Here is a 24,716-nt window from a genome sequence, read left to right as displayed (position 1 = left end):
TCTAAGTTTCGACATAGGTCCAGCGATAGGCAGGCGGGGTCGGTCCCTTGTTCCGGCCGCCTTGCTGCATCTGTTCCCACGCATGGGCCAGAATGCCAACCGATCTGGATAGGCAAAACAGACCGCGTGCCAGTGGGGGCGCAAAGCCCAACTCGGCATAGATCACCGCGGTGGCGCCATCTATGTTCATAGGAACAGGCTTTCCTTTGCAGTGGGCCAACTCTGCCTCGATCGCCTGTCCAATCTGTAGGAACTGACCATCACAAGCCCCGTCCGTCACAGCATCACGGACCAACGCCATCAGACGTGGTGCGCGCGGATCCGTCGGCGTGTGGAAACGATGGCCAAAACCCGGCAATATCTTTCCTTCACGCTCGATCCACTCGTCCAGCGTTTGATCCAACCGGCCAGGATGTTGCGCCACGAAATGGTACAGCATAACCGCTTGCTCACCAGCCCCGCCGTGAATATCCCCCAACATGTTCACAGCGCTCGCCATCGCGTTGTTCAGGGGCAGCCCGCAGGTCACGGCCATGCGCGCCGTTGCGATGGAAGGGGCCTGAGGTCCGTGGTCCACGGCGGCGACCAGCGCGGCCTCGAACAACCGGACCTGCGCCCCAGATGGTCGGTCGCCACGAACCATGAACCAGATCATCTCGCTGAAACTGAGATGTCCGATCAGATTCTGGATCGGCTCTCCGCGCAGGTCGATCCGGCCCGGTTCCATATCGATGATGGAAGTCGTCCACCAATTGGACACATCGCTCATATGATGCCTTCCTTGCTCAAAGCGTCCATTTCCGCGCCGGTCAACCCAACTTCAGACCAGATCACTTTATTGTCTGCTCCAAGTTCAGGCGGCGCGGTTTGGGGCATTTGCCGTTCGCCGTCCATGACAATGGGGCTGCCTGCAAGTTTCATGTCTTCGCCCTGCACTCGAAAAGATCCGATCAGGCCACGACCGGCAAGCTGTTCGTCATCAAGCGCCTCGGGCACGGTCAATACCTGCCCGGCCGGCACTCCGATTGCGTTGAGTTCGCTGACCCAGTCCGATGCCGCTTTGGTCCGCAAGGTCTCCTCCAGCGCCGCGCGCAGGGCGTGGCGATTGCGCTTGCGGTCTTCGCGCGTTTCATAATCCGGGTGGGCCAGCAGGTCTTGCCGGCCCAGATGCCTGGCCAGTGCCTGCCACTGTTCGTCGCGGTTGGCGGCAATGTTGATGGGCGCGTCAGAGGCTGCAAATGTTCCAGACGGTGCTGACGTCGTGTTTTCGTTGCCATGGGCCCCGGGAATGGCACCGGCGATCAGATAGTTCGACACGACCCAACCCATTGTCGAGATCACGGCTTCGGACATCGCCACATCCAGATAGGCCCCGCGAGGATCCGCGTTCAGGGCGGCGGACACTGCAAAAGCAGCCGTCATCCCACCGATCGTGTCCGCCAAAGGATAGCCAACGCGATAGGGTGCGGTGTCAGGACCGCCGGTGACAGACATCACGCCACTGATACCCTGCACGATCTGGTCATAGGCCGGATCGCCTCGGCGGGGACCGTCCTGACCGAATCCGCTTATGGCACAGTAAATCAGGCTGGGTTTCACATCGCGCAAGACGCCATACCCAAGTCCAAGCCGATCCATGACCCCGGGGCGAAAGTTCTCTACCAACACGTCGGCTGTCTGGACAAGGCGTTTCAGGAGCGCCTTGCCCCGTTCTGATTTCATGTTGAGCGTGATGGACTTTTTTTCAGCATTCTGCGCCAGAAAGCTGACGCCCATACCGGCCTTGTTTCTGGCGGGATCAGCACCCAGGACGCGGGCAAGGTCGCCACCGTCAGGGCGTTCGACCTTGATCACTTCGGCACCCATGAGCGCCAGTTGATAGCAGCAATACGGACCCGCGAGGACATTCGTCAGATCGAGAACCCGTATTCCTGCCAGTGGCTCAGTCACCGTCGGCAACCCCTGCGGCCCGGGCACGCGCGCGGCGTGCGCGATAGCTGGGCAACAGCACCAGCAGCACCGCGACAACAAGCAGACCCAGCGTCATCGGACGTTCCCAGATGAAAGCAATACCGTCATAGAGCTGCATCGAGCGGGCAAAGTTGTCCTCCATCATCCCCCCGAGGATGAAACCGATCAGCAGCGGCGCAAGCGGGTAGTCGGCAAATTTCAACGCCGTGGCGCAAACACCGAAGCCAACAAGTATCAAAAGCTCGGTCGCATTGTTCTGCCCGATATAGGCCCCCATCAGAGTGAAGAACAAAATGAAGGGGATCAGGTAATTGCGCGGTACCGAGAGAACCTTTGCGATATATGGGATCAGCGGCAGGTTCAGGATCAGCAGAACGAGGTTGCCAATGAACATTGACATGATGACGGCCCAGAATATCTGCGGCTCGTCCAGCATCAGCCGTGGGCCGGGTGTCACGTTCAGGGCAATTAGTGCGCCAAGCAGGATCGCGGTTGTGCCGGACCCGGGAATGCCCAGTGTCAGTAGCGGCACGAAAGAACCGGTGCATGCCGCGTTGTTCGCCGTTTCGGGCGCGGCCAGACCTTTTATTGACCCTTTGCCGAATTCGTCCTGCTCCTCTTTCGGGGCAATGTTGCGCTCGACTGCGTAGCCGAGGAAGCTGGCAATCGTTGCCCCCGCACCGGGCAGAACCCCGATGAAGAAGCCCTGTACAGATTGGCGACCGATCACCGGCGCGATGGCCTTGGCTTCGCTGCCTGTGATGCGCAGGTCCTTGATCTCGCCGTCATCCCCCTGAAGGTTCTTTGGTTTGAGTACCAGAAACAGCGCTTCGGGCAGGGCGAACATGGCCATGGCAAGCGTGATGAAGCCAAAGCCCGATTGCAGATCCATGATACCCATTGTGAAACGTGGCAGGTTGAACAATGCACCTTCACCGACCGTTGCCATGATCAACCCAAGTAGCGTCATGATGACGGCTTTGGCCACTTGACCGGTGCCTGCGAAGGCTGCGATTGCCGACAGGCCCACGACCATAAGCGCGAAATACTCGGCTGAGTGGAACAGCAATGCCACCGAAGATAGAGCAGGGGCAAAGACCATCAACAAAATGGCCCCGATCGTACCGCCGGCAAAACTTGCAATAGCTGCAACAGTCAACGCTTTGCCTGCTTTGCCTTGGCGGGCCATCGGATAGCCGTCGAAACTGGACGCAACAGTGCCCGCGACCCCCGGCGCGTTGAGAAGGATTGAAGATGTCGAACCGCCAAAGATGGCGCCGTAATACACTCCGGCCAGCAGGATCAGCGCTGCGGACGGGTCGCCCATGGAAATCGCCACCGGGATCATGATGGCGATGATCGACATCGGCCCAAGACCCGGAAGCATGCCGATGAACGTGCCGATCAGGCACCCTGCGACCACCATCAGCAGGTTTTGAATTGAGAATGCCGTTTGCAGACCGATCAGAAGTCCTTCGAGCATGTCAGCCTCCGAAAATGCCCGGCAATGGGCGCATGTAGATGCCAAGAACTTCCTGAACCAGATACCAGACCGCGCCTGTGGCGATCAGCGCGACGGGTAGCATGACGTGCCATTTGCGCTCACCCAGAATGAAAGACCCGAGGATCAGAAAGGCCGAGGTCGAGATCAGAAACCCAACAGGGCGCAGGCAAAGCGCGTAAATCACCATCAAGGCCAGCAACATAAGCGCTTGATCAAGATGGTATTCCCCCAGTCGCCGGTAATCGATATCGGCTTCCTTTGGTTCCGCCTTTTCAAAGCCCAGCAAAATAATCGTGGTGGTGACGACACCCAGAACCGACAGCACTTTGGGGAAGGTGCTGGGCCAGATCGGATTTCGCTGCATGAAAGGGGGCAGGCTGCCGTCCATCGTGAACCAAGCGGCGTAGCCATATGTCAAACACACACCCAGAAGAATGAGCGCGATCCAGCGATCCAGCGCCATGAGAGCCCCTCCCTGTTCCTTTTCGTGGGAAGGCAGAGCGGCGGATCCGCTCTGCCGAAAATGGACTTAGAGGAAGCCCAGCTTTTTCATAAGATCGCCGATCTGCTGTTCCTGCTGCTCCAGGAACGTCTGGAAATCTGCGCCCGAGTTGTGGATGTTGACCCAACCATTGCGTGCACGAACCTCTTCCCATTCCGGGGTGTCGTACATCTTGGCAATCGCTTCCTGGTAGGCGGCCAGCTTTTCTTCGGGCAGGCCGGGGGCCGCGAAGAAGCCGCGCCAGTTCACGAAGGTGGTATCAATGCCCTGTTCCTTCATCGTCATCGCGTCAGGAGCCGCATCAACGCGCTCTTCGGATGTCACGCCGATAATCTTGACTTCACCCGCATTCGCCAGATCGACCGCTTCCGAAAAACCGGTGGACAAGGCGGCGATTTCACCCGACAGCAGGGCCGCCATGGCTTTGCCGCCCGCATCATAGGGGATGTATTTCACGCCAAGCGCATCCTTGCCTGCTGCTTCCATCACCATCGCGGCGACCAGATGGTCCATGCCGCCGGGAACCGAGCCGCCACCGATCGCTGTGCCGCCTGGGTCCGCATCAAACGCGGCAAGCAGATCCGCCATCGAGTTGATCGGGCTGTCTTTGCCAACAACGATCGCGGCATAGTCGCCGATAGTACCCGAAACCAGCGTCAGATCGCGGAAGTTGTGAGGAAATACACCGGTCAATGAGCGGATCACGATCGGCGTCGAATTCACCATCAGAGTGCCATGATTGCTGTCGGCATTTTCAATCAGATATCCGATGGCTTTGCCACCACCGCCGCCCGACATGTTTTCGTATGACGCCGTGCCGACAAGGCCAGCTTTTGTCAGCGCTTCGCCCGTGCCGCGCGCGGTTCCGTCCCAGCCGCCACCGGCGCCACCGGGGATCAGAAAGTGAATGCTGTCCACGACCTGATCTTCAGCCATGGACGGCCCGGCCAGACCAAAGGCAGCCACAGCTGCAATCAGGGCGCGACGGCCCAGTGTGAATGTCGTCATGATGTCCTCCCATTTGACAACCAGCCGCATGGCGGCTCAGATTGGGTGGAACAAAAACACATCAACCTGACATCAACCTGTCACGCAGAAAAAATAGCAAAAATCCCATGAAATTCCTCCTTGTGGAAGACAATCTTGATCTGGCGAACGCCATCTGTTCGCGCATGAGGTTAGACGGCCATGTGGTTGATCATGCGTCTAAATTGGACGAGGCGACTGCCTTTACCGAAACTCAGGAATACGACCTTATTCTGTTGGATATCATGTTGCCGGATGGGGACGGGCGCGACTTTCTCAAACGGCATCGCGCAGGTCATCTGGACACCCCCGTGATCGTTTTGACCGCACGCAGCCAGGTTTCGGATCGAATCGGTTCGCTGGATCTGGGGGCCGACGACTATGTTACCAAACCGTTCGACCACGCCGAACTCGAGGCCCGCTGCCGGGCCGTTCTGCGTCGCAAATCCGGGAATTCACGGACAACGATTGAAGTGGGAGGAATAGTCTTTGATCCATTGGCAGGCCATCTGACCGTAGGGGATGAGACTGTTTCGTTGCGCAACCGGGAGCTGCGCCTTCTGGAACTGTTCATCAGCGCGCCTGGTCAGGTTTTTTCGAAACAGAAACTGACCGACCGGCTTTTTTCATATGATGACGATGTCTCGGACAATGCAATCGAGGTTTACGTTGGCCGCCTTCGTAAACATCTTGAAGCGTCGGACCTGAAGATCACCACGCTTCGCGGTCTTGGATACAGGCTGGATCATGCCTCCTGATCCTTATGTGTCAGGATCGCTTCGGAACAGGCTGGTCCTGACTTTGATCGGCGGTGCCGCTATATTGGCGTTTCTTCTGTTTATCGCAGTTCGCAACTATGCCGCACAGGTCGCGCAACAAGGGCAAGACAGCATCCTGGGGGCGTCGGTCACCTCAATTCTGGACGCAGCCGCCTTGCGCGACGGTCAGTTGGAGGTTGATATTCCCTATGCAGCTTTCGCCATGCTCAGCACACCGTCCGACGACCGGGTTTTTTACGCGATTTTTCAGGATGGCGCGTTTTTGTCAGGGTATGAAGATCTGCCGCCGGCCACAGGGCAATTCGACGGCAAGTGGAGCTTTCAAACAAGTCGGATACGGGGTGAAACCATACGTCAGGTCAGTGCTCGGCGAACCCTTGTGGGCCTGAACAAACAAACCATCATCGAGGTCGCGTTGGGCCAAACGCAGGACGCGCTTGCGGAAACTCTGGACCAGATTTCACGCAACGCGGCGATTTTGGGCATCGGGTTCTTTGCTCTTGCCGCTGCGCTGTCATTCTGGGCCACCTCGTCCACGATTGGCCAATTGAACAGGCTTACGACCTCTGTCACCCGGCGCGGTCCGCAGGACCTGAGCCCGTTCAAAAAGCCCGTACCCCGCGAAATGGCGCCTTTGGTGGCGTCGTTGAACTCTTTGATGGGGCGACTGGATCAGTCACTGAGCCAATCGGAGGATTTCATCGCCGAGGCGGCCCACCGGGTGCGCACCCCTTTGGCAACCGTTCGATCTTATGCCGATGCCACGTTGCAGAGGGTTGAAAAGGAAGAAAATCGCGAAGCATTGCGCTCGATGGTGCGGGCCATTGATGAAAGCTCGCGCGCGGCGGGGCAATTGCTGGATCATGCGATGATCACGTTCCGCGCCGATCATCTGGAACGCGAAGACATTGATCTCAATGCTTTGGTCCGTGATCTGGTGCAGCGTCTCACGCCAATCGCCGAGATGAAGGACTTGTCGCTTTCCCTGAGTGGCGATCCAAAGGTTTCCTACTCGGGTGATCCGATTCTTATTCAAAACGCTGTGCGCAACATGATCGACAACGCTCTGAAATATGCCCCTGCCGACAGTGTCGTACGCATCGAGGTCGTTTCGGAGCCACGCATTCAGATAATTGTCAAAGACCGTGGGCCGGGGTTTCCTCCTGACGAGATCGGCACTTTGACGCGCCGTTTTGAGCGCGGGAAGAACGCAAGCGGAACCATCGGATCCGGATTGGGCCTTACAATCGTTCAGGACGTTGCATCTGCACATGGTGGCACACTGGAATTGACCAATCGACAGGGGGGCGGCGCGTGCGTTATCTTATCGCTTTGATTATCTTCAGTCTTCCTGTCGTTGCTGCCGCCCAAACCTGGGAGGACAGGCAGGTTTTCAACGCCTCGGCGGATGAGGCGCATCTACGCGTGATCTCAAGCACGGACACCTTTCTGTTCGAACCCTTGATTGCGGGTTTCATCGAAGAAAACCCCGGTATCTCTGTCGAATACCTGGTGACCGGCACCGCAGATATTGACCGAATAGTCCGCGCCGCACCGGAAGACTTCGATGTCGTCATATCCAGCGCGATGGACCTGCAACTGAAGCTGGCAAACGACGGTTTCGGGCGTATCATCGACGACATACCGCTGCCATCCTGGGCGCAATGGCATCAAAGCCTTTTCGCGTTCACATCGGAACCGGCGACAATCGTAATTAACCGCGCGGCCTTTGCTGGCGGCCCCATCCCCGAGACCCGGCAACAACTGATTGAAATCCTTCGTTTGCGTCCCGATGATTTCAGGGGCCGTGTGGGCACCTATGACATCCGTCAATCCGGTCTGGGATATTTGTTCGCAACGCAGGATGCCCGCGCGTCCGAGACGTATTGGCGGCTTATGGAGGTGATGGGTGGATTGGACGTACGCCTTTACTGTTGTTCGGCGGATATGATCGATGACCTCGTCAAAGGTGAGATTGCAGTGGCTTACAACGTTCTGGGCAGCTATGCCGAAGCCCGCGCTGGAAGCAAGGACACGGTGGAAATCATTCTGCCGTCGGATTTCCAGACGACCATGATGCGCACGGCCATGGTTCTGAATGGCACCCCTCAACCGGACGCGGCCACGTCTTTTCTCAAACACCTGATTTCCAACCAAACCAAACGGGTAGGCGACCCCGTTACCTTGCCGCCCTTGGCCCCACACGAAACTGGCACCGATCGGGAAACGATTGGGCTGGACCCAGGGCTCATGACATTTCTGGACAGGCTGAAACGCCGCCGTTTTTTGGCTGAATGGGAAAACGCGGTCATCCAGCGATAACCGCGTCCGCATCATTCGCGAAACGCGCGGTTGAAGTAGTCTGCCATCGGTTTCACAAGATAGGACAACGGCGTGCGTTCGTCGGTCTTGATCAATGTCTCAACCGGCATACCCGGCAAAAGTTCCTGGCCATTGAGCCGGTCTATCTCACCGTCATTCAGCACCACTTCGGCGCGGTAAAAGGTGAAACCGGACTGTTCATCCGTGAACGTGTCCGCAGAGACGTTGTTGACCTGTCCTTCAAGTTCGGGCGTTTCGCGTTGATTGAACGCAGGAAAGCGCAGGGCAACGGATTGCCCGACATGCAACTGATCCACATGGATCGCATCCACCCGCGCTGCGACCAACAGCGGCGTGTCCTGCGGAACCACATACATCATGGGTTCACCCGGCTGAATGACCGATTGCAGGGCAAAGACCTGACTGCCGTAAACCGTTCCGCTGACAGGTGCGCGAATTTCAAGCCTGGCCAGACGTTCCGCCAGGGACAAACGTCGTTCCCACAGCTCTGCCACCTGCGCCTGAACGTCCCGCAAAGTGGTGATCGCTTCTTCCCGCCGGGTCGCGGTCAGTTCGACAATCTTGATCTCGGTTGATGCAATCTGTCCTTTAAGGCGCGCAACGGAGGCTTCCAGTTTGCCGATTTCGCCTGTCAGACTGGCTTCTTCGCGTTGCAGCGCCAGCACGCGGCTGTTTTGTGTCAGACCCCTGCTCAACAGGCTTTGCTGATCCTTCAACTCCGCCTCGATCAACTCTGTCTGGCGGCGCAACGAGACCAACTGAGCCTGCGTGCCTGCGATCTCGCTTTCTATCTGAACCAACTGTTTGCGCAGTTGTTCGTCCTGCTTGGACAGCGTTTCCAGCCGGGCATCGAACAGGTTCTGTTGCCCTGCAATCAGGTCCGGATCGATATCGTATTCTTTTTGAACCTCAGCCAGGCGCGCCGCCAATTCTTCGGATGTCAGGCCATCCCGCTCGGCCTCCAGCCGGGCCCGGCGGGCCAAAAGATCAAAGAGTTGAGATTCTACGATCGTCTGTTCCGAAGACAGAAATGTGTCATCCAACCGCAAAAGCAAATCGCCCGAGGCAACCGTATCACCGTCGCGCACGAAAATCTCGCCAACCACGCCGCCGTCAGGATGTTCAACGACCTGACGGTTGCTTTGAACTTCGATGACACCCGAAGATACAATCGCCCCGGCCAGCCGCGTTTTCACGGCCCAAAGGCCCAACCCGCCGACCAGAATGCCAAGGGCAAGAAATCCCACCAACGCAGGTATTTTGATGCCCCAGACGGGGACGGGTGTCTTGGTTGATTTTTTCGCCATTATTCACCTACGGGGCTAAGCTTGCGCTTAATCGCGCCCGCATTCTGGACCATTGCGTTCAGAACCTCATCGCGACTGCCAAACCTCACCACCTGGCCTTTTTCCACAACAGCAAGATCGTCACATTCCGAAATAGCCTGCGGGCGGTGCGTCATGATGATGGCAGCCTTTCCCGCTTCCTTGAGGCCGCGCACGGCAGCATTCAAAGCTTCGGTGCCATCTGCGTCGAGGGCCGAGTTCGGCTCGTCCAAAATGAGAAGGACCGGGTCGCCATACAGCGCTCGGGCCAACGCAATACGCTGTTTCTGGCCGCCCGACAACTGACTGTCATTGCCTTCAAGAAAGGTGCCGTAACCCTTTTCCAATGACAGAATCAGTTCGTGTGCCTTGGCCTTCTTGGCCGCCGCCACCACCGCTTCTGAATCCGGGTTTTCCGACATCCGTGCAATATTCTCAGCAACGGTTCCGTTGAACAGGGTCACCTGCTGCGGCAAGTATCCTATGTGGCTGCCCAGATCGTTGGGATCGTATTGGTCCAACGTGGCGCCGCCCAACCGGATCTCGCCAGCTGCCGGTCTCCAAAGCCCAAGCAGAGCCTTGGCCAGGGTCGTTTTGCCCGACCCACTTTTGCCGATCACACCAAGCGCCTTTCCCGGCTCCAGTTTCAGGTTCACATTTCGCAAGGTTGGCGCAGAAGCACCCGGAGGGATTACTGTCAGGGATTTGGCTTCCAACTGGGATTTTGGGATCGGCAAACGAATCCGCTGTTCCTCTGGCGGTGTCTGGTCCAGAAACCGGTTCAGCGAATTCCAGGCCGTGCGGGCCCGTTCGACCAAACTCCATTGGCCGACAGCCTGTTCCACCGGGGCCAAAGCCCGTCCCAAGAGAATCGAGCCCGCAATCATCGCCCCGGGCGTCATTTCGTTTTGCAATACCAACCACGCGCCCAAAGCCAGCATGGCAGATTGCAGAAAAAGCCGAAGCGATTTCGTCAGCGACGTGAAGCTACCAGTCCAGTCATTAGCGGAAATGCTTTGACGCAAAGCTTCGGAACGCTGGTTCAACCACCGCCGGGTCACGTCCGCCTGCATTCCCTGAGAGCGCACAACCTCTGCTGCTTGCCTTGCGTGTTCGGAAAAGGCATTCGCCCGCGCCGCCGCGGATTGTGCTTCGGCCACCTTGCGACTGGTCAGGGCCTGGTTGAGCAATGCGATCAGCACAAGTAGCACGCCACTTGCAACGGCCAACCAGCCAAGCAGAGGATGAAAAATGAAAATCGCCCCCAGGAAGACAGGCGTCCATGGGATATCCATAATTGCAAGCAGCACGGGCGAAGAGCACAAGGTGCGAATGGTCTCGAGATCCCGCAATGCAGTCGCCGGAGCCGATCGCACCTGGGGCACCAGAGACCGGCGCATCGTGGCTTCGAAAACGCGCTCATCCAGCTGCGACTGGAACCGTGCACCAAAGCGGGCAACGATGCGACCGCGCGCATAATCCAGCATGGCCATCAGCGCATAAAGCAAAGCGACAAGCAAAAACAGTGCGGTCAGAGTTTCAACTGCCCGAGAACCAAGAACCCGATCATATACTTGCAGCATGAACAGCGGACCTGTCAGCATGAGCAGGTTGACGAAGATGCTGAACAAAAACGCCAAGGCCAGAAAGGCAATGCCCTGATTGCGCACGTTGCGCAATTCATGGCGAGGGGCCGCTGATAGGCGGTGTTTAGGTTTCACAGTTTACATTCCACATCATTCGGACAGGCATCGCCGCATTTAGAAAGTTAGTTCAGCATTGCCAAGTTTGCACATGTTTTTTTGAGCAAGAAACCGCAGACAGCGGGATGGAAGAAGCACTTTTTGGCCAATGCCACAAAGAGTGTTTCAACCTTTGAACGCGGTGCTTCCGGCGCGCGGAAACTATGCGGTCGCGGCCCAAAACACCTGGCTAATTCCGAGGTCTGGAGCAGCGCAAGATCAGGTTAGCGGCGACGGGCGCGCCGATGATGACCAGCACGATCCGCGTTAGGTGATGGCTGATTACAAAGCCCAGATCAGCGCCCGAGACGATGGCCAGAACCGTCATTTCGGCCTGCCCCCCCGGTGCGAAAGCCAGAAAGGCTTCGACGGGCCGCCCCAAACCAAGAGACGTGACAATGGCAGTGAAACCTGCTGCCAGAACTGCAAGTACGAAAACATATGCAACGCCCGCAGCAACAACCCGGCGCAGCTCCCCCCAGGTTACGCCAACAAATTTTTCTCCAATCGCGCAACCGATGAAAAACTGCGCGACCAGCACGGCTTCGCGCGGCGGGCGAGAATGAATGAAATCCCCCAACGACAAAGCCGCCGTTAGGATCATCGGCCCAAGGATGGATGCGCCGAAAAGCCCTATTCTCTCTCCGCCTTTCCAGCCGATGAAAGCCGCCAGAACCATCAGCAGCAGTTCATGAACAGGAAGCTCACGCGCCGGCTGTCCTATGGGATTGGTGAGTTCCGCATCGTAGAAAAGCGTCAGGAACAACGGCGCCAAAGTGACGATGATCAACACGCGCGTACCGTGGATCAGGGAAAGGGTTCTTGGGTCGGCTCCGGCTTCGGCGCCGAAAATGATCATGTCCTGCAAACCGCCCGGCATCGCTGCGTAAAATGCGGTTTTTTCGTCAAATCCCCAGATTTTTCGAAAAAACGGCACACCAACAAAAGCAATCAGGATTATGAAGACGGGAACCAGCATGATCGATGTGACCATCTTGGGCAGTTCGACAAAAAGTGCCGGCGTGATCGAGGCACCGACTGCTACGCCCAGAATCGTTCTGGCGGCAACGGAAATCTGCCCAAACCCTTGCATTGGCGCCTGGGCAAGCGCGGCGATCAGGCAAGCTGCCATGGGGCCGAACAAGAACGGCAGCGGCAGGTCCAAAACCCAAAAGACCGCTGTGCCAAGCACTGCAATTCCAAACGTCACCGACCTTTTCACAAGGGGGGAAGGGTGGTTCTTCAAGATGAGCAAAACCTGAATTCCATTGCCATTGACCCGTAATGTGTTCAACTGTATTCCTTTGGATACAAAGTGCAAGCAAGAACATGATGACCTTTCAGGACGACTCAATTCAGCCAGGCCCCCAAGGCAATTCCGTGTATCAACGGTTGCTGGACGAGATTCGCGAAGGGGCGCTTTTGCCCGGCGATCGCTTGAGAGAGATTGACCAGTCCAATCGGTTGGGCGTCAGCCGAACTCCTGTGCGCGAAGCGATCCGACAGCTCGAGGCGGATGGGCTTGTCACGCATGTGCCAAGGCAGGGCGCAACGGTCCGAAGCCTGAGTTATGCCGAGGTAATGGAGCTTTATGAGATGCGTGCCGTGCTTGAAGGCACTGCGGCCCGTCTGGCGGCCCGAGCCGCGTCAGATATCGAATTGGACGAACTTGAGGTTCTGAACGACCAACTTGCCCAGGCAGGTACGGGGCCAGAGGCCGCCCGGATCAACAGGGTATTTCACGCCACCCTGTTGGATGTGGCCAAAAACCGGTTTCTGGCGAAATCCATGCTTTCATTGCAAAAAGCGCTACTGATACTCGGACCGTCGCAACTGTTGGACAATGAACGGGCGGATGCCGCAGTCGCGGAACACAGGCGCATTATGGCAGCCCTCAAGTCGCGTGATAGTGCTGCCGCCGAGATGGAAATGCGAGCACATATTCAAGCCGGCCAGAGGATGCGCATTCGCGCCCTTCAGGAGCGCGACCGCACAGCCGATCAGGACCAATAGAACCAACGGATTATTCCTCCAAGAAACGTTGCCTGGAATATCACCGTGATCGATGGCGGCAGTTCGCGCGGCACCCTATGGGTTTTGGACGTTGCCAGACCCGCCTGGAAACTCCGGTGCTGCCTTGCTGGCGGCAGGGTGTGTTGCCGCGGCTCCGCTCTGGCAAAAGCCCGACCCAATTCCTGGCGACCCGTCAGCTTGGGCTGGCGTTTTTGCTTTCGTCCAGCTGTTAGGTTCGACAGAGCTGACAACGCGGGCCCGGAAGGCCGGGGTACTGATCGAAATCGCAAGCCTAAGCAGCGAACTACGCCAGAAACTGCACCGTCAGTTTGACAGAACGGGCCGTCTCCAGCGCCAATGCACATCTATATCCAAAAGCTGTCTTCTTCCAAAAGGGGCATCAGTGCCGGGCTGATCTCGTCACCCTCGACGTCCACATTGCCACTCGGAACGGCGGCCAATGCGTCTTCGGAAACGGAAAGCGCTGTGTCCTGAGCCTGATGCAAGCTCACCAGCGTGTAGACGTCTTCTGCGTCTTCGGGCGCCTCAAGATCAGGGGCGAACTTCAGATAATCGACCGTTTCATCCCAATCGGTCTCTCCCAATACTTCTTTCTGATCACCTTCCGAAAGCCGAGCGAGCTTGGGCAATTGGTACCCCACAGTTCCACTGCCATCGATATCAAAACCATAGAAGGATTCGACCGCCACCACGTCAGCGACGGTGTTGGAACTGACATATACACCATTGGAATCCGTGACCCATTCACCGTAGGACCCATCCGCATTCTTCCACAGCACCCGGTAGCCGCCACCTGAAGCCTCGGCGTGAATGGCCTGCCAGCCGGAGAAGCTGTTCGGTCCGACGGTGGCGTTGTTGAATGTCAACTTGGTGGTGCCGCCAATCAGATACTCACCTTGGGTTGTCGCCCCCAGCGTCGTCGCGCCGCTGGATTCAATGCTGATTGTTCCATGTCCCGTCAGCCCGTCATTGTTCAGGTCAACGCCATAAAAGACCTCTACATCCGCAACATTGCTGATTGTTGTGCTGCTCTGGAATTCACCGGCCGCATTCGTCGTCCATTCACCGTAGGACCCGTCCGAGTTCTTCCACAACACCCGATAGCCGCCACCGGATGCCTCGGCCTGAATGGCCTGCCAGCCCGCGAAGCTGCCAGGACCGGCATTAACCTGGTTGAGCGTCAAGTCGATGCTGCCGCCGATTACATATGCGCCATTGGTTGACGATCCCAGCGTCGTGGAACCGTTGGATTCGATGCTGGTCGTGATATGGCCGATTTGCCCATCATTGTTCAGATTTGCGCCATAGAAGACCTCGACATCCCTAACGTCGTCTATGATGCGGCTGCTGACAAAACGGCCACTGGCATCCGTCACCCATTCCCCAAACGTGCCATCCACGTTTTTCCACAGCACTTTGTAACCGCCGCCCGAAGCCTCGGCGTGAATGGCCTGCCAGCCGGGAATACTGCTTGGGCCGGCTTTGGCACCGTTGAGGGTCAGTTCAATGGTGCCGTTAATCAAATACGAACCCAGGCTTGACGAAACGAGCGTCGTGGAGCCGTTGGTTTCAACCGTGACCGTACCATGCCCCGTCAGCCCGTCATTGTTCAAATCAGCGCCATAGAAGGTCTCAACATCAGCCACGTTGCTGATGCTGCTGCTGCTGAGGAACTGACCATTGGCATTTACGGTCCATTCCCCGTACGTCCCATCCACGTTTTTCCACAGCACTTTGTAACCGCCGCCCGAAGCCTCGGCGTGAATGGCCTGCCAGCCGGCGATCGTGTTTTGACCAACAGCCTGACCATTAAATACCAGCGTCACGTTCGAGCTGCCTGCATCCAGAACGTAAATGCCCTGACTTGCATGTTTCAGTGTGGTGCCGGTCGTCTCGATATCCGAAAGCTGCATGGCAGCTTCGATATTCGAACGAGTATACGCCTGTGATCCATTCAGGAACTGAATGGCCTCGACGTCATCTTCCACCGTGAAGGTGATACGTGAAACGGCATCGACAAATTCGTATTTCGTGCCGTTTTTAATGAACAGATAGCTGCTGATGGCGCTGACAAATCGGACTGTGTCAGTACCGCTTCCTCCGGAAAACGAGCCGGCATTGTTGGTCACAATGGCCCAATCGTCGCCCTGGCCGCCGAAAACCTGGTCTGCACCGGAACCGTTCGCCAGATAAATGGTGTCGTTCCCCAAACCGCCATAAACGGTGTTGTTGTTGGTTCCGTCGGACACTGAATAGATTTTGTCGTGACCATAGTTGCCATTCAGAACGTTCTGAGCGGTATTCCCGACGATCACGTCGTCACCGGTCCCACCGATCGCGTTTTCAATCACAACGCCATGCGCGATTGTAAAGCCGCCCTTTATACCCTCTGCGTAAGACACTACGCCGCCGCCGGTCTCGGAATAATCCAGTGTTGCGGCCCGCAAGTCGATCCGCGCCTTCGAACTGCCGACATGCTGGATGGTATCGTTTCCACCAGTATCCCAAATAGACTGATAGCCGGTACCCGCGACGTTTGCCCAAGGAAGCGTGTAGGTATTATTGGCAGAGTTGTGGCTGGTATTGGCGCCATACATCGCCTGCAACGCAGCAATGTCCAGTGCGCCGAGCCCAGTTGAACCACCATAAGTCGCGTTGACAGAGAGAATTCCGTTCTTTTCGGTCCAGCCATCATTATACGACATCACCGTGTAGACACCCTGATTCAGGCTGCCGGTCCCGAAAGAGTCAAATGGCGATGTAACGCCATTCATCACGGTTGTACCCAAACCGGTGTCGTGGGGATGACCCAATCCCAGCGCATGGCCCAGTTCGTGGAGCAACGTAGTAAAGAAAAACCCGCCCGGATCGCCGTTTCCATTTGTTCCGGCAGTCCAGTAAGCGGTGTTGAAAGCGCCTACGGAGGGACCGCTTGATGGCGTATAGTGGTAGCCAAGCGTTCTGGGATTTGAAAAAAAACTTGTGGGCGCAATAACTTCCACCAAGTCGGCAGAAGCACTGCCGGATTCGACAAAAGTCACATTTGCGACGGCCTCGATGGCAGAAAGAGCCGCTCGGAATTCCGCCTTGTATTCCGCAGTCCACGCTTGTGTACCCGCGTATTGTTCGAAGTGATAAGAAATTGTGGTGGTGTTCGAAGGATTGCCGTCACCGTAGGCAACATAACCTTGTATTGGACTGAGCGGCGAAGAAGCGGAAGGTCTTGGTATTATAGTCGTAGTTGCCATTGCTCAGCCCTGTACCTCGGAAGATTAGATTGCACTCGGATGCACGCTCAAATTGTTCTTTTTATGACAAACTACTATGCACCGATCTTTTTGAAACAGCAGGTGCACCATGTTTCAAATGACACTTTCTTTCAACGGCAGAACCGTCTCATAAGTGCAACAGAAACCCGTGTTCTTTGGCTGAACCGGGCATCTGCGGCCGTTTAGGGTTTAGGCATTCTGCCAAATATTTTTTAATTTTTTTGGACCCGTTCTCGAAGCTTTTGATCCGGTGGCAAGCTTTCGCTTATTCCATGGACTCTGTAGTGGGGATTTGCCCAAGGCGGTGAACCGGTCAGAACCGCCGAGGGTAACATCCATGCCATTTTCGGCAGATTGCAGGCCCTATTTGCGCCAACGTCAGACAAAGCTCCAAGGGCCAGATACCGGACCGCATAGGCACCGAGCGAACTGAGCCTCGTGAATGATCTGTTACGTTAACCGTTCGCGACATACTCAGCAATGGCGGCCCGGCTGCCACGCTGCCATATCAGGGTCAGCCAGCGGGCAAAGGCGTTGGAAAACTGTGTACTGATCCCAAAGTCACCGCTGTAGAACCCCTGTTCCAGCCAAAGCTCAGGATCAGTTTTGGACGCTTTTGCGGTGCTGTTCAGGCTTTCCCACTGGGGATCATTGGGAGAGATCTCGGAGCCATCCTCACGAATACCCGCACACATCCGGCACCAGAACGCTTCGGCGAGAGCGAGCCCGTTTGCAGAAGACCCTGATGTAAATGCATCGCGGAGCGACGGTAGCAAAAATCCGGGATGTCTTGCCGATCCGTCGAATGCAACCCTGCGTGTGGTGTCGTGAATCGCCGTGTTTGCAAATCGGCTCTCGATCAACTCAAGGTACTCATTTGCAGTGGTCTCGGGAACCGCTTCGACATGCGGAAGGATTTCTTCGACCTGCACTTTTCGAAAAAACGCCACGATGTCCGGGTCCTTCATGCAGTCGGCAATCGTCGAAACACTCAGTATTTCTCCGACATTCGCCAACAGTTGATGACCTCCGTTCAAAATGCGCAACTTCATGGTCTCGTAACCATGGACGTTGTTGGTCAGTATTGCTCCGACGTCTTCGAGGGGCGGTCGCCCGGCGCAGAAGGCATCCTCGATGACCCATTGGCGAAAGTTCTCATGCGAGACGGGCGCTCTGTCATCGACGCCAAGGGCGCGGCATTGCGATACCAATTGGTCGGTGGTCGCTGGTACGATGCAATCCACCATCGAGTTGGGAAACGCGCCATGCCTGTCGATCCAGTCGGCCAGTTCCGAGTCAGACATGCGCGCCAATTCCACAACACAGTTTCGCAAAATCGTTCCGTTGCCCTGAAGATTGTCGCAGCTGAGCGCCGTGAACGGGGTCAACCCCTCGGCGCGCCGTCGTCTGAGCGCCGCAACCATCGCACCGAAAGCCGTACGGGGCTGATTGGGGTTTTCTGCGTCATGACGGATAACTGCGTGATCGAAATCGAATGCTCCGCTGTTGGCATCCAGAAAATAACCCCCCTCGGTAACAGTCAGCGAAACGATCCGGGTGGCCGGATCTGCCATCGCGTGGATGAGGGCAGCGTTGTTTTCCTCGATCGGCAGGTAGTCGATCATCGGGCCAACCACCTCGGCGGACATTCCGTTTGGCCCTAACTCGATCAGCGTTGTGAGGCAATCCTGCGCCAGCAATCGTTCTCGCATGACAGCGTCATAGCTTCGCACACCCGCTCCGACGATTGCCCAGTCATGGGCCAGCCCCTGCTGCATGAGCTTGTGAACATACCAGGCCTGATGCGCGCGATGGAAATTACCCAATCCAATATGAACGATGCCCGGCGTCAGATCCGAACGTTCGTACATCGGGGTCTTCACGGTGGTTGGCAGCTTGGACAGACTCTCTTGCCGCAGCCGTGCAGGGGTTTTTGCGTTCGCCAGAGGGTCCATCAGCTCATCCAATTTCCGCCGTCGACGTTGTAAGTCTGCGCGACGATGTACCTGGCCTCATCAGAGGCCAGAAAAACCGCCATGCCTGTCAGGTCTTCCGCGCGCCCCATGCGGCCATATGGAACAGCTGACGCCACTTCACGCTTCTTCTGGCCAAGGGGCTTGCCTTCGTGTTTTGCAAAAAAGGCGTCCACACCATCCCAGTGTTCGCCATCGACGACACCAGGGGCAATCGCATTTACGTTGATCCCATGAGAAATCAGGTCCAGCCCCGCCGATTGGGTCAGGGATATGATCGCCGCCTTGCTGGCGCAGTAGACAGCGACCAAAGGTTCACCCCTTCGCCCGGCCTGCGAGGCCATATTGATAATTTGGCCTTTGGTTCCGTGCTCGATCATATGTTTGGCGACGGCCTGCATCGTAAACAGCGCGCCCGCGACGTTGATGTCAAAAACGCGATTGTAGTCGGTGCGCTCGATCTCGACGATTGGTGCGGCGGTGAAGATGGCCGCGTTGTTGATCAGAATGTCGATTGGGCCGAATTGCGTCGCGGTTTTGGCTATGGCCCTATCGATGCTCTGCTGGTCGGTCACGTCCATTTCGACAGCGAAAGCTGCCGCGCCAATTTCAGCGACCGCGTCCTGTGCGCGCTGGATGTCGATGTCGGCAACTGCGACCCGCGCGCCCTCTGCCACATAGGCCTTGGCAAATGCCAATCCAATGCCCCGCGCAGCCCCTGTGATCAGGGCGGTTTTGCCCGTCAGACGTTTCATTCGATCCGCAGACCGTCTGCGTCAAATCTGTGGATCACATCGGCGCGTGGGGTCAGATGAATGCGATCCCCATGGCGGAAACCAACCTCGCCATCGGCACGAACAGTGATTGTCTCGGCCAGTCCGGTGTCGTGGACGTGGAAAAATGTGTCCGAACCAAGATGTTCAGAGACGCTGACGCGCCCGGACCATTCTCCTTCGGAGTCCGACACCGCGATGTGTTCCGGTCGAATGCCGATCGTTTGTGCGCCATGCTTTGCCGCTTCGGGCCCTTCGATAAAATTCATCTTGGGCGAGCCAATGAACCCCGCAACAAACAGGTTGCGTGGCGTTCGGTACAGTTCCAGCGGGCTGCCAACCTGTTCGATCACGCCAGCCTGGAGCACAACGATCTTGTCCGCCATGGTCATGGCTTCGACCTGATCGTGGGTGACGTAGATCATCGTTGTCGCGAGGCGTTCATGCAGCTCGCTGATCTCCAACCGCATGCCCACCCGCAACGCTGCGTCGAGGTTTGAAAGGGGTTCATCGAACAGGAACGCGGCTGGCTCACGAACGATAGCCCTACCAATGGCGACGCGCTGGCGTTGACCACCGGACAACTGGCCCGGGCGGCGATCCAGGTAATCGGTCAGGTTCAGGACACTGGCCGCGCCCTCAACCCGCTTGTCGATTTCAGCCTGATCCAGTTTCGCCATGCGCAGCGGAAATGCGATGTTCTTGCGAACGGTCATATGCGGGTAAAGCGCATAGGACTGGAACACCATTGCCAGCCCCCGCTTGGCGGGTGGCACGTCTGTTGCGTCTGCTCCATCGATTTCTATGTGGCCACTGGTGATGTCTTCCAGCCCGGCGATCAGGCGCAGCAGCGTGGATTTGCCACAGCCCGAAGGGCCGACGAAAACGGTGAACTCGCCATCTTCGATGGTCAGGTCCAGCGGAGGGATGACCTGAACGTCGCCGAAGCTTTTGGTCACGGACTTGAGTTGTATGCGTCCCATGAGGAATGCTCCTTATTTCACAGCGCCGAAGGTCAGGCCGCGGACAAGTTGTTTCTGGCTGAACCAGCCAAGGATCAGGATGGGTGCAATTGCCATGGTCGAGGCCGCGCTGAGCTTGGCAAAGAACAGGCCCTCGGGGCTGGAATAGCTGGCGATGAAGGCCGTGAGCGGTGCCGCGTCAACAGCGGTCAGATTGAGGGTCCAGAATGCCTCGTTCCACGCAAGGATAAAGTTCAGCAGGACGGTCGAAGCGATGCCGGGAATGGCCATGGGGGTTAGGACATAGAGGATTTCCTCTTTCAGCGTCGCCCCATCCATCCGTGCGGCTTCCAGAATTTCACCCGGAATTTCGCGGAAATAGGTGTAAAGCATCCAGACGATGATCGGCAGGTTGATCAGCATCAGCACCACGACCAACCCTCCGCGCGTATCCAGAAGGCCCAGTTGGATGAACAGCAAGTAGATCGGGTACAGCACACCTACGGCCGGCAACATCTTGGTGGACAGCATCCACAACAGGATGTCCTTGGTTCGTTTGGACGGAACAAACGCCATCGCCCAGGCGGCGGGCACGGCGATGATCACGCCCAGCATGGTCGACCCACCGGCGATGATCACCGAATTCCACAGAAACCGCATATAGTCCGAGCGTTCCTGCACGATGGCGTAGTTTTCCAGCGTCCAGTCAAAGTTCAGGAACAACGGAGGGCTGGCAATGGCCTGCGCTTCGGTTTTGAAGCTGGTCAGGATCGTCCAGAGGATCGGGAAGAAAATCAGCAGTCCCACGGCCCAGGCAAGGGCGGTGTTCAGCGATTTGCGTCGGGATGTGACAGCGCGGGCCATGGGTTTTCCTCCTCACGCGTCCAGGTTCTTGCCGACGATGCGCATCAGGAAGATCGCAACGATATTGGCAAGGATGATTGCGTAGACACCTCCGGCTGATCCGAGACCAACATTCTGGCTCTCCAGCACACGCTGGAAGATCAGGTAGGTGAGTGTACGGGTGCCGAATGCGCCGCCGGTGGTCACGAAGATCTCGGCGAAGATCGACAACAGGAATATTGTCTGGATTAGGATTACGATGGTGATCGCGCGGCTCAGATGCGGCAGAATGATGTGGTAGAAGCGCTTCAGAACCGGTGCGCCATCCATTTCGGCTGCTTCCAGTTGCTCGCTGTCCAGCGACTGAATTGCGGTCAACAGGATCAGCGTTGCAAAGGGCAGCCATTGCCACGAAACGATCATGATGATCGAGGTCATCGACGCCTCGGACAACCACGAGATCGGCTCGGCCCCGAAAAAACGCCACAGATGGGCCAGCAAACCATTGACCGGGTCCATGAACATATTCTTCCACACCAGCGCAGACACGGTGGGCATCACGAAGAACGGCGCGATGACAAGGATACGGACAATGCCTTGCCCCCACATCGGCTGATCCAGCAGCATGGCGAGCAGAATTCCGAGAATGACGGTTATGATCAGAACACCGCCAACAATGACCAGTGTTGCCTGCACCGCGGGCCAGAATGTACTGGACGAGACAAAGCGGACGTAGTTGTCGAACCCGACCCAGCCCAGATCACCCCCGCGCAGAGGCAGATATTTTTTGAAAGAAAAGTACAGCGTCATCGTCAATGGCACGAGCATCCAGCCAAGCAGCAGGACCACTGCGGGTGCCATCATCAGGCGAGCAACGGATCGGGAGTGTTGAGTAGCCATTACGCAAACCCTCTCTGTTCAGGCGTAACTCAGCCTGCGAGAAAAACGCGAGTTGTGGAAGTGGAGAGAGCAGGGGACAGATCACCTGTCCCCTACTGGGAGGGATGCCTCAGTACCCTGCGGCTTCCATTTCTTCAGCCGTAAAGGCCTGCGCCTTTTCAAGCGCTTCATCTACAGTCTGCTGTCCGGCATAAACCGCCGAGAATTCCTGACTGACCTGTGTGGCAATGCCCGCGAATTCCGGGATCGCAACGAACTGGATGCCAGTATAGGGTGTTGGCTTGGCACAGCAGTTCTGCGGGTCGGCCAACAGGATCGACTCGAGCGTCATCTTGGCGAACGGAATGTCCTTGTAGTTCGCGTTCTCATAAAGCGAGGTGCGCGCGCCCGGAGGGACATTGGCCCAACCTTCGTTTTCCGCCACCAGTTCGATGTAATCCTTTGAGGTCGCCCATTCGATGAACTGCTTGGCTGCATCCTCTTTCTGGGTTCCCGCCGGAATGGCCAGTGCCCAGGCCCACAGCCAGTTGGCGCGCTTGTCGACGCCTTCCGAATTTGGTGCCAGAGCAAACCCGACCTTGTCCGCGACAGTTGAATCATCCGGATTTGTCACAAAGGACGCCGCAACAGTGGCGTCGATCCACATTCCGCACTTGCCCTGCTGGAACAGCGAAAGGTTTTCGTTGAAGCCGTTGGTCGCGTAACCGGCAGGGCCGGATTCATTCATCATGTCGACAAAAAAGGTCAGCGCCTCTTTCCATTCGGGCTGATCAAACTGAGGTGTCCAATCTTCATCAAACCATCGTGCACCAAAGGAATTCGCGGTCACAGTGATAAAGGCACCGCCTTCACCCCAGCCCGCCTTGCCGCGCAGGCAGATGCCGTTGATGTCGTTGTCACGGTCCGTCATCGCAGCCGCCGCCTCACGGATGAGCTGCCATGTTGGCGCCTCAGGCATCTCCATCCCGGCCTTTTCCATCAGGTCGGTGCGATACATGATCATCGAGCTTTCGCCATAGAACGGTGCTGCATACAGCGTGCCGTCATGGCTCAGGCCACCCGCCATCGCAGGAAGCAGGTCGCCGACATCATATTCCTCAGACAGCCCATCCAAAGGAACCAACCAGCCATTTGCGCCCCAGATCGGCGTTTCGTACATGCCGATGGTCATGATATCGAACTGACCGCCCTTGGTGGTGATGTCGGTGGTAACACGCTGACGCAAGACGTTTTCCTCCAGCGTCACCCATTCCACGTCGATACCAGTCGCCTCGGTGAAGTTGTCGGTATAGCCCTGCATCCGGATCATGTCGCCATTATTGACGGTTGCGATCGTGATCGTTTCTGCATGGGCCGCGGCCGTTGCGACAAAGGTCAATGCCGTCGCCGCACGAAGTGCATTCTTCAAATACATCCTTGTCCTCCCTGAGCTTGGATGCCGTACTCGGAAAGTAGTGCGTAATTTGTCGCGGCGTCAATAAAAATTTTACGCGCGTTAAAAAACGAAGCTACGCAGAATCCCTCAAAACCAGTCGTGCGGGGAATAACGTTTCCGATCGCGCCTGAAGTTTCCCGCCACTTTCAATGAGTTGGAACAGGGTTTCGACACTGCGCGCCGCTACATTATCATAGTCATGCGCTGCCGTTGTCAGGGATGGACATGTAAATTTTGCGAACGGGTGACCATCATTCGAAGCTACACGCAACGTACAATCCTCTTTCCGACCGACCCGAATCCCCTGTTCGTAGCAAGCGGCAAGAAAGCCGATGGCGAGCCGGTCATTGCTACACAGAACCGAGTTCGTCCTCAATTGACCTTCCTTCAAGATCTTCATCGTGCCTCTGTGTCCAATTTCTTCAAACGCCCAACCTTTGCCATCAACCTTGAGAATATGCGGCTCATGTCCGAGTCGCTCCATGATTTCGACATACGCCTTGCGCCGTTTGTTGGCATTGGGGTTCGCGGGTGTTCGCATTTCGAAGAAGGACGGGGGTTCACCAGTGCGGGTCATGTATTCGACGGTTTGCGACACAAAGCTAAAGTTATCCGATCCGACAAAGGCTGCTCCCAGACCATCAAGATTGCTGTCGAACAGAACGGTCGGCACATTGGCACAGAATTTCTCGATCGCAGATCTGTCCGAAATTCGGCCCAAAGGGGCCAAAAGAACACCGGCGGGTTTCATCGATTGCAAGCCGTCCAGAATTTCGTTCTCCAGCTTCTGCTCGCCATGAGAGCTGAACAGGGACGGCCGATAACCTGCCGCAATGCAACTTTGTTCCAGATAGCGTGCAATCTCGACAAAGAACGGGTCCGCCAGATAGGGCACGACGATTCCGATATTCTTGGTAAGCTTCCGGTTCTGGTTCACCGCGTAAATGTTGGGGCGATAGTCGAACCGTTCCAGCGCCTCTTCGATTCGGGCCCGCGTCGTGGGGCGAACGCTGTCGGGATCGTGAAAGTATTTGGAAACCGTAGGGCGCGAGATGCCGCTGAGCGCTGCAAACTCTTCCATGTTCTTTATCTTGGTCATGCCAGTCTGCCTGCTGGTATTGTTCGTCGTGAACTTATCATAGATTTACATATTCTTTGCGCGCGCTAATAAATCAATAGCCAGAGCGGCCTCGTGCTACCAGCGTGCGACAAGGCGTTCAAAGGGTTTCGAGAGCGACGCCGCCCTTTTGGCAAGATTCATTCAAATTGATGACAAGGCTGGCGAAACGTATCCAGGAAGGTCTGTGTGTAGCTTGGCCGGCGCTTACGGCCGAG

Annotated in this window: 20 protein-coding genes; 4 read left to right on the top strand and 16 right to left on the bottom strand. The window is 56.7% G+C overall.

The features are described from left to right. Window position 1: 1 nt before the first annotated feature. From ACR0I0_RS10170 to ACR0I0_RS10150, 5 genes are all read right to left on the bottom strand, one after another. The gene (locus tag ACR0I0_RS10170; protein ID WP_480491271.1) at window positions 2-769 is read right to left on the bottom strand and encodes a citryl-CoA lyase; all 768 of its coding nucleotides are present in this window, start codon (window positions 767-769) and stop codon (window positions 2-4) included. Continuing rightward, on the bottom strand, window positions 766-1,950 hold the full coding sequence (locus ACR0I0_RS10165; protein WP_480491269.1) for a CaiB/BaiF CoA transferase family protein: 1,185 nt from the start codon (window positions 1,948-1,950) through the stop codon (window positions 766-768). Before ACR0I0_RS10165 ends, ACR0I0_RS10170 begins: the two co-directional genes overlap by 4 nt. Continuing rightward, window positions 1,943-3,454, bottom strand: a complete 1,512-nt coding sequence (locus ACR0I0_RS10160; protein ID WP_171635998.1) for a tripartite tricarboxylate transporter permease — start codon at window positions 3,452-3,454, stop codon at window positions 1,943-1,945. The genes ACR0I0_RS10165 and ACR0I0_RS10160 overlap by 8 nt, the downstream gene beginning before the upstream one ends. 1 nt (window position 3,455) lies before the next feature. Beyond that, window positions 3,456-3,938, bottom strand: a complete 483-nt coding sequence (locus tag ACR0I0_RS10155) for a tripartite tricarboxylate transporter TctB family protein (protein ID WP_152460311.1) — start codon at window positions 3,936-3,938, stop codon at window positions 3,456-3,458. Between the two features lie 66 nt (window positions 3,939-4,004). Continuing rightward, window positions 4,005-4,985, bottom strand: a complete 981-nt coding sequence (locus ACR0I0_RS10150; RefSeq protein ID WP_171636000.1) for a Bug family tripartite tricarboxylate transporter substrate binding protein — start codon at window positions 4,983-4,985, stop codon at window positions 4,005-4,007. Window positions 4,986-5,092: 107 nt separating this feature from the next. Here ACR0I0_RS10150 and ACR0I0_RS10145 point away from each other — a divergent pair, with 107 nt between their 5' ends. The 3 genes from ACR0I0_RS10145 to ACR0I0_RS10135 are packed head-to-tail and all read left to right on the top strand — an operon-like array spanning window position 5,093 to window position 8,104. After that, the gene (locus ACR0I0_RS10145) at window positions 5,093-5,761 is read left to right on the top strand and encodes a response regulator transcription factor (protein ID WP_171636003.1); all 669 of its coding nucleotides are present in this window, start codon (window positions 5,093-5,095) and stop codon (window positions 5,759-5,761) included. Then, complete coding sequence (locus ACR0I0_RS10140; RefSeq protein WP_480489044.1) at window positions 5,751-7,118, top strand: sensor histidine kinase; 1,368 nt, start codon at window positions 5,751-5,753, stop codon at window positions 7,116-7,118. The genes ACR0I0_RS10145 and ACR0I0_RS10140 overlap by 11 nt, the downstream gene beginning before the upstream one ends. After that, window positions 7,097-8,104 carry an ABC transporter substrate-binding protein gene (locus ACR0I0_RS10135; protein WP_171723733.1) on the top strand — a complete coding sequence of 336 codons (1,008 nt, stop codon included), beginning with the start codon at window positions 7,097-7,099 and terminating at the stop codon, window positions 8,102-8,104. Before ACR0I0_RS10140 ends, ACR0I0_RS10135 begins: the two co-directional genes overlap by 22 nt. Window positions 8,105-8,115: 11 nt before the next feature. Here the strand turns inward: ACR0I0_RS10135 and ACR0I0_RS10130 are convergent, their stop codons facing one another. The 3 genes from ACR0I0_RS10130 to ACR0I0_RS10120 form a co-directional block, all read right to left on the bottom strand. Next, complete coding sequence (locus ACR0I0_RS10130; protein WP_171723734.1) at window positions 8,116-9,432, bottom strand: HlyD family type I secretion periplasmic adaptor subunit; 1,317 nt, start codon at window positions 9,430-9,432, stop codon at window positions 8,116-8,118. After that, window positions 9,432-11,171 carry a type I secretion system permease/ATPase gene (locus tag ACR0I0_RS10125; protein WP_480491266.1) on the bottom strand — a complete coding sequence of 580 codons (1,740 nt, stop codon included), beginning with the start codon at window positions 11,169-11,171 and terminating at the stop codon, window positions 9,432-9,434. The genes ACR0I0_RS10130 and ACR0I0_RS10125 overlap by 1 nt, the downstream gene beginning before the upstream one ends. A gap of 211 nt (window positions 11,172-11,382) precedes the next feature. Then, window positions 11,383-12,402, bottom strand: coding sequence for an AbrB family transcriptional regulator (locus ACR0I0_RS10120; RefSeq protein WP_371807742.1), 1,020 nt, complete (start codon window positions 12,400-12,402; stop codon window positions 11,383-11,385). A gap of 170 nt (window positions 12,403-12,572) precedes the next feature. Here ACR0I0_RS10120 and ACR0I0_RS10115 point away from each other — a divergent pair, with 170 nt between their 5' ends. Beyond that, window positions 12,573-13,205, top strand: a complete 633-nt coding sequence (locus ACR0I0_RS10115) for a GntR family transcriptional regulator (protein ID WP_480491265.1) — start codon at window positions 12,573-12,575, stop codon at window positions 13,203-13,205. A gap of 365 nt (window positions 13,206-13,570) precedes the next feature. Here the strand turns inward: ACR0I0_RS10115 and ACR0I0_RS10110 are convergent, their stop codons facing one another. From ACR0I0_RS10110 to ACR0I0_RS10075, 8 genes are all read right to left on the bottom strand, one after another. Beyond that, a complete protein-coding gene (locus ACR0I0_RS10110; RefSeq protein WP_480491263.1) occupies window positions 13,571-16,474 on the bottom strand; it encodes a M10 family metallopeptidase C-terminal domain-containing protein in 2,904 nt (967 codons plus the stop codon). Between the two features lie 476 nt (window positions 16,475-16,950). Next, window positions 16,951-18,450, bottom strand: coding sequence for a mannitol dehydrogenase family protein (locus tag ACR0I0_RS10105; protein WP_480491261.1), 1,500 nt, complete (start codon window positions 18,448-18,450; stop codon window positions 16,951-16,953). Continuing rightward, window positions 18,450-19,223, bottom strand: coding sequence for an L-iditol 2-dehydrogenase (locus tag ACR0I0_RS10100; protein WP_480491259.1), 774 nt, complete (start codon window positions 19,221-19,223; stop codon window positions 18,450-18,452). Before ACR0I0_RS10100 ends, ACR0I0_RS10105 begins: the two co-directional genes overlap by 1 nt. Next, window positions 19,220-20,224 carry an ABC transporter ATP-binding protein gene (locus ACR0I0_RS10095; RefSeq protein ID WP_152460302.1) on the bottom strand — a complete coding sequence of 335 codons (1,005 nt, stop codon included), beginning with the start codon at window positions 20,222-20,224 and terminating at the stop codon, window positions 19,220-19,222. Before ACR0I0_RS10095 ends, ACR0I0_RS10100 begins: the two co-directional genes overlap by 4 nt. Before the next feature lie 12 nt (window positions 20,225-20,236). Beyond that, the gene (locus ACR0I0_RS10090; protein ID WP_152460301.1) at window positions 20,237-21,067 is read right to left on the bottom strand and encodes a carbohydrate ABC transporter permease; all 831 of its coding nucleotides are present in this window, start codon (window positions 21,065-21,067) and stop codon (window positions 20,237-20,239) included. 12 nt (window positions 21,068-21,079) lie between these two features. Further along, the gene (locus tag ACR0I0_RS10085; protein ID WP_171636017.1) at window positions 21,080-21,946 is read right to left on the bottom strand and encodes a carbohydrate ABC transporter permease; all 867 of its coding nucleotides are present in this window, start codon (window positions 21,944-21,946) and stop codon (window positions 21,080-21,082) included. A gap of 109 nt (window positions 21,947-22,055) precedes the next feature. Next, the gene (locus tag ACR0I0_RS10080) at window positions 22,056-23,360 is read right to left on the bottom strand and encodes an ABC transporter substrate-binding protein (protein ID WP_480491256.1); all 1,305 of its coding nucleotides are present in this window, start codon (window positions 23,358-23,360) and stop codon (window positions 22,056-22,058) included. Window positions 23,361-23,454: 94 nt separating this feature from the next. Beyond that, window positions 23,455-24,480 carry a LacI family DNA-binding transcriptional regulator gene (locus ACR0I0_RS10075; RefSeq protein ID WP_480491255.1) on the bottom strand — a complete coding sequence of 342 codons (1,026 nt, stop codon included), beginning with the start codon at window positions 24,478-24,480 and terminating at the stop codon, window positions 23,455-23,457. Between the last annotated feature and the right edge of the window lie 236 nt (window positions 24,481-24,716).

It is taken from the genome of Ruegeria sp. AG6 (genome assembly GCF_056541565.1).
The sequence above is the reverse complement of the archived record's forward strand: the minus strand, read 5'-3'. Positions and strand labels throughout refer to the sequence as shown.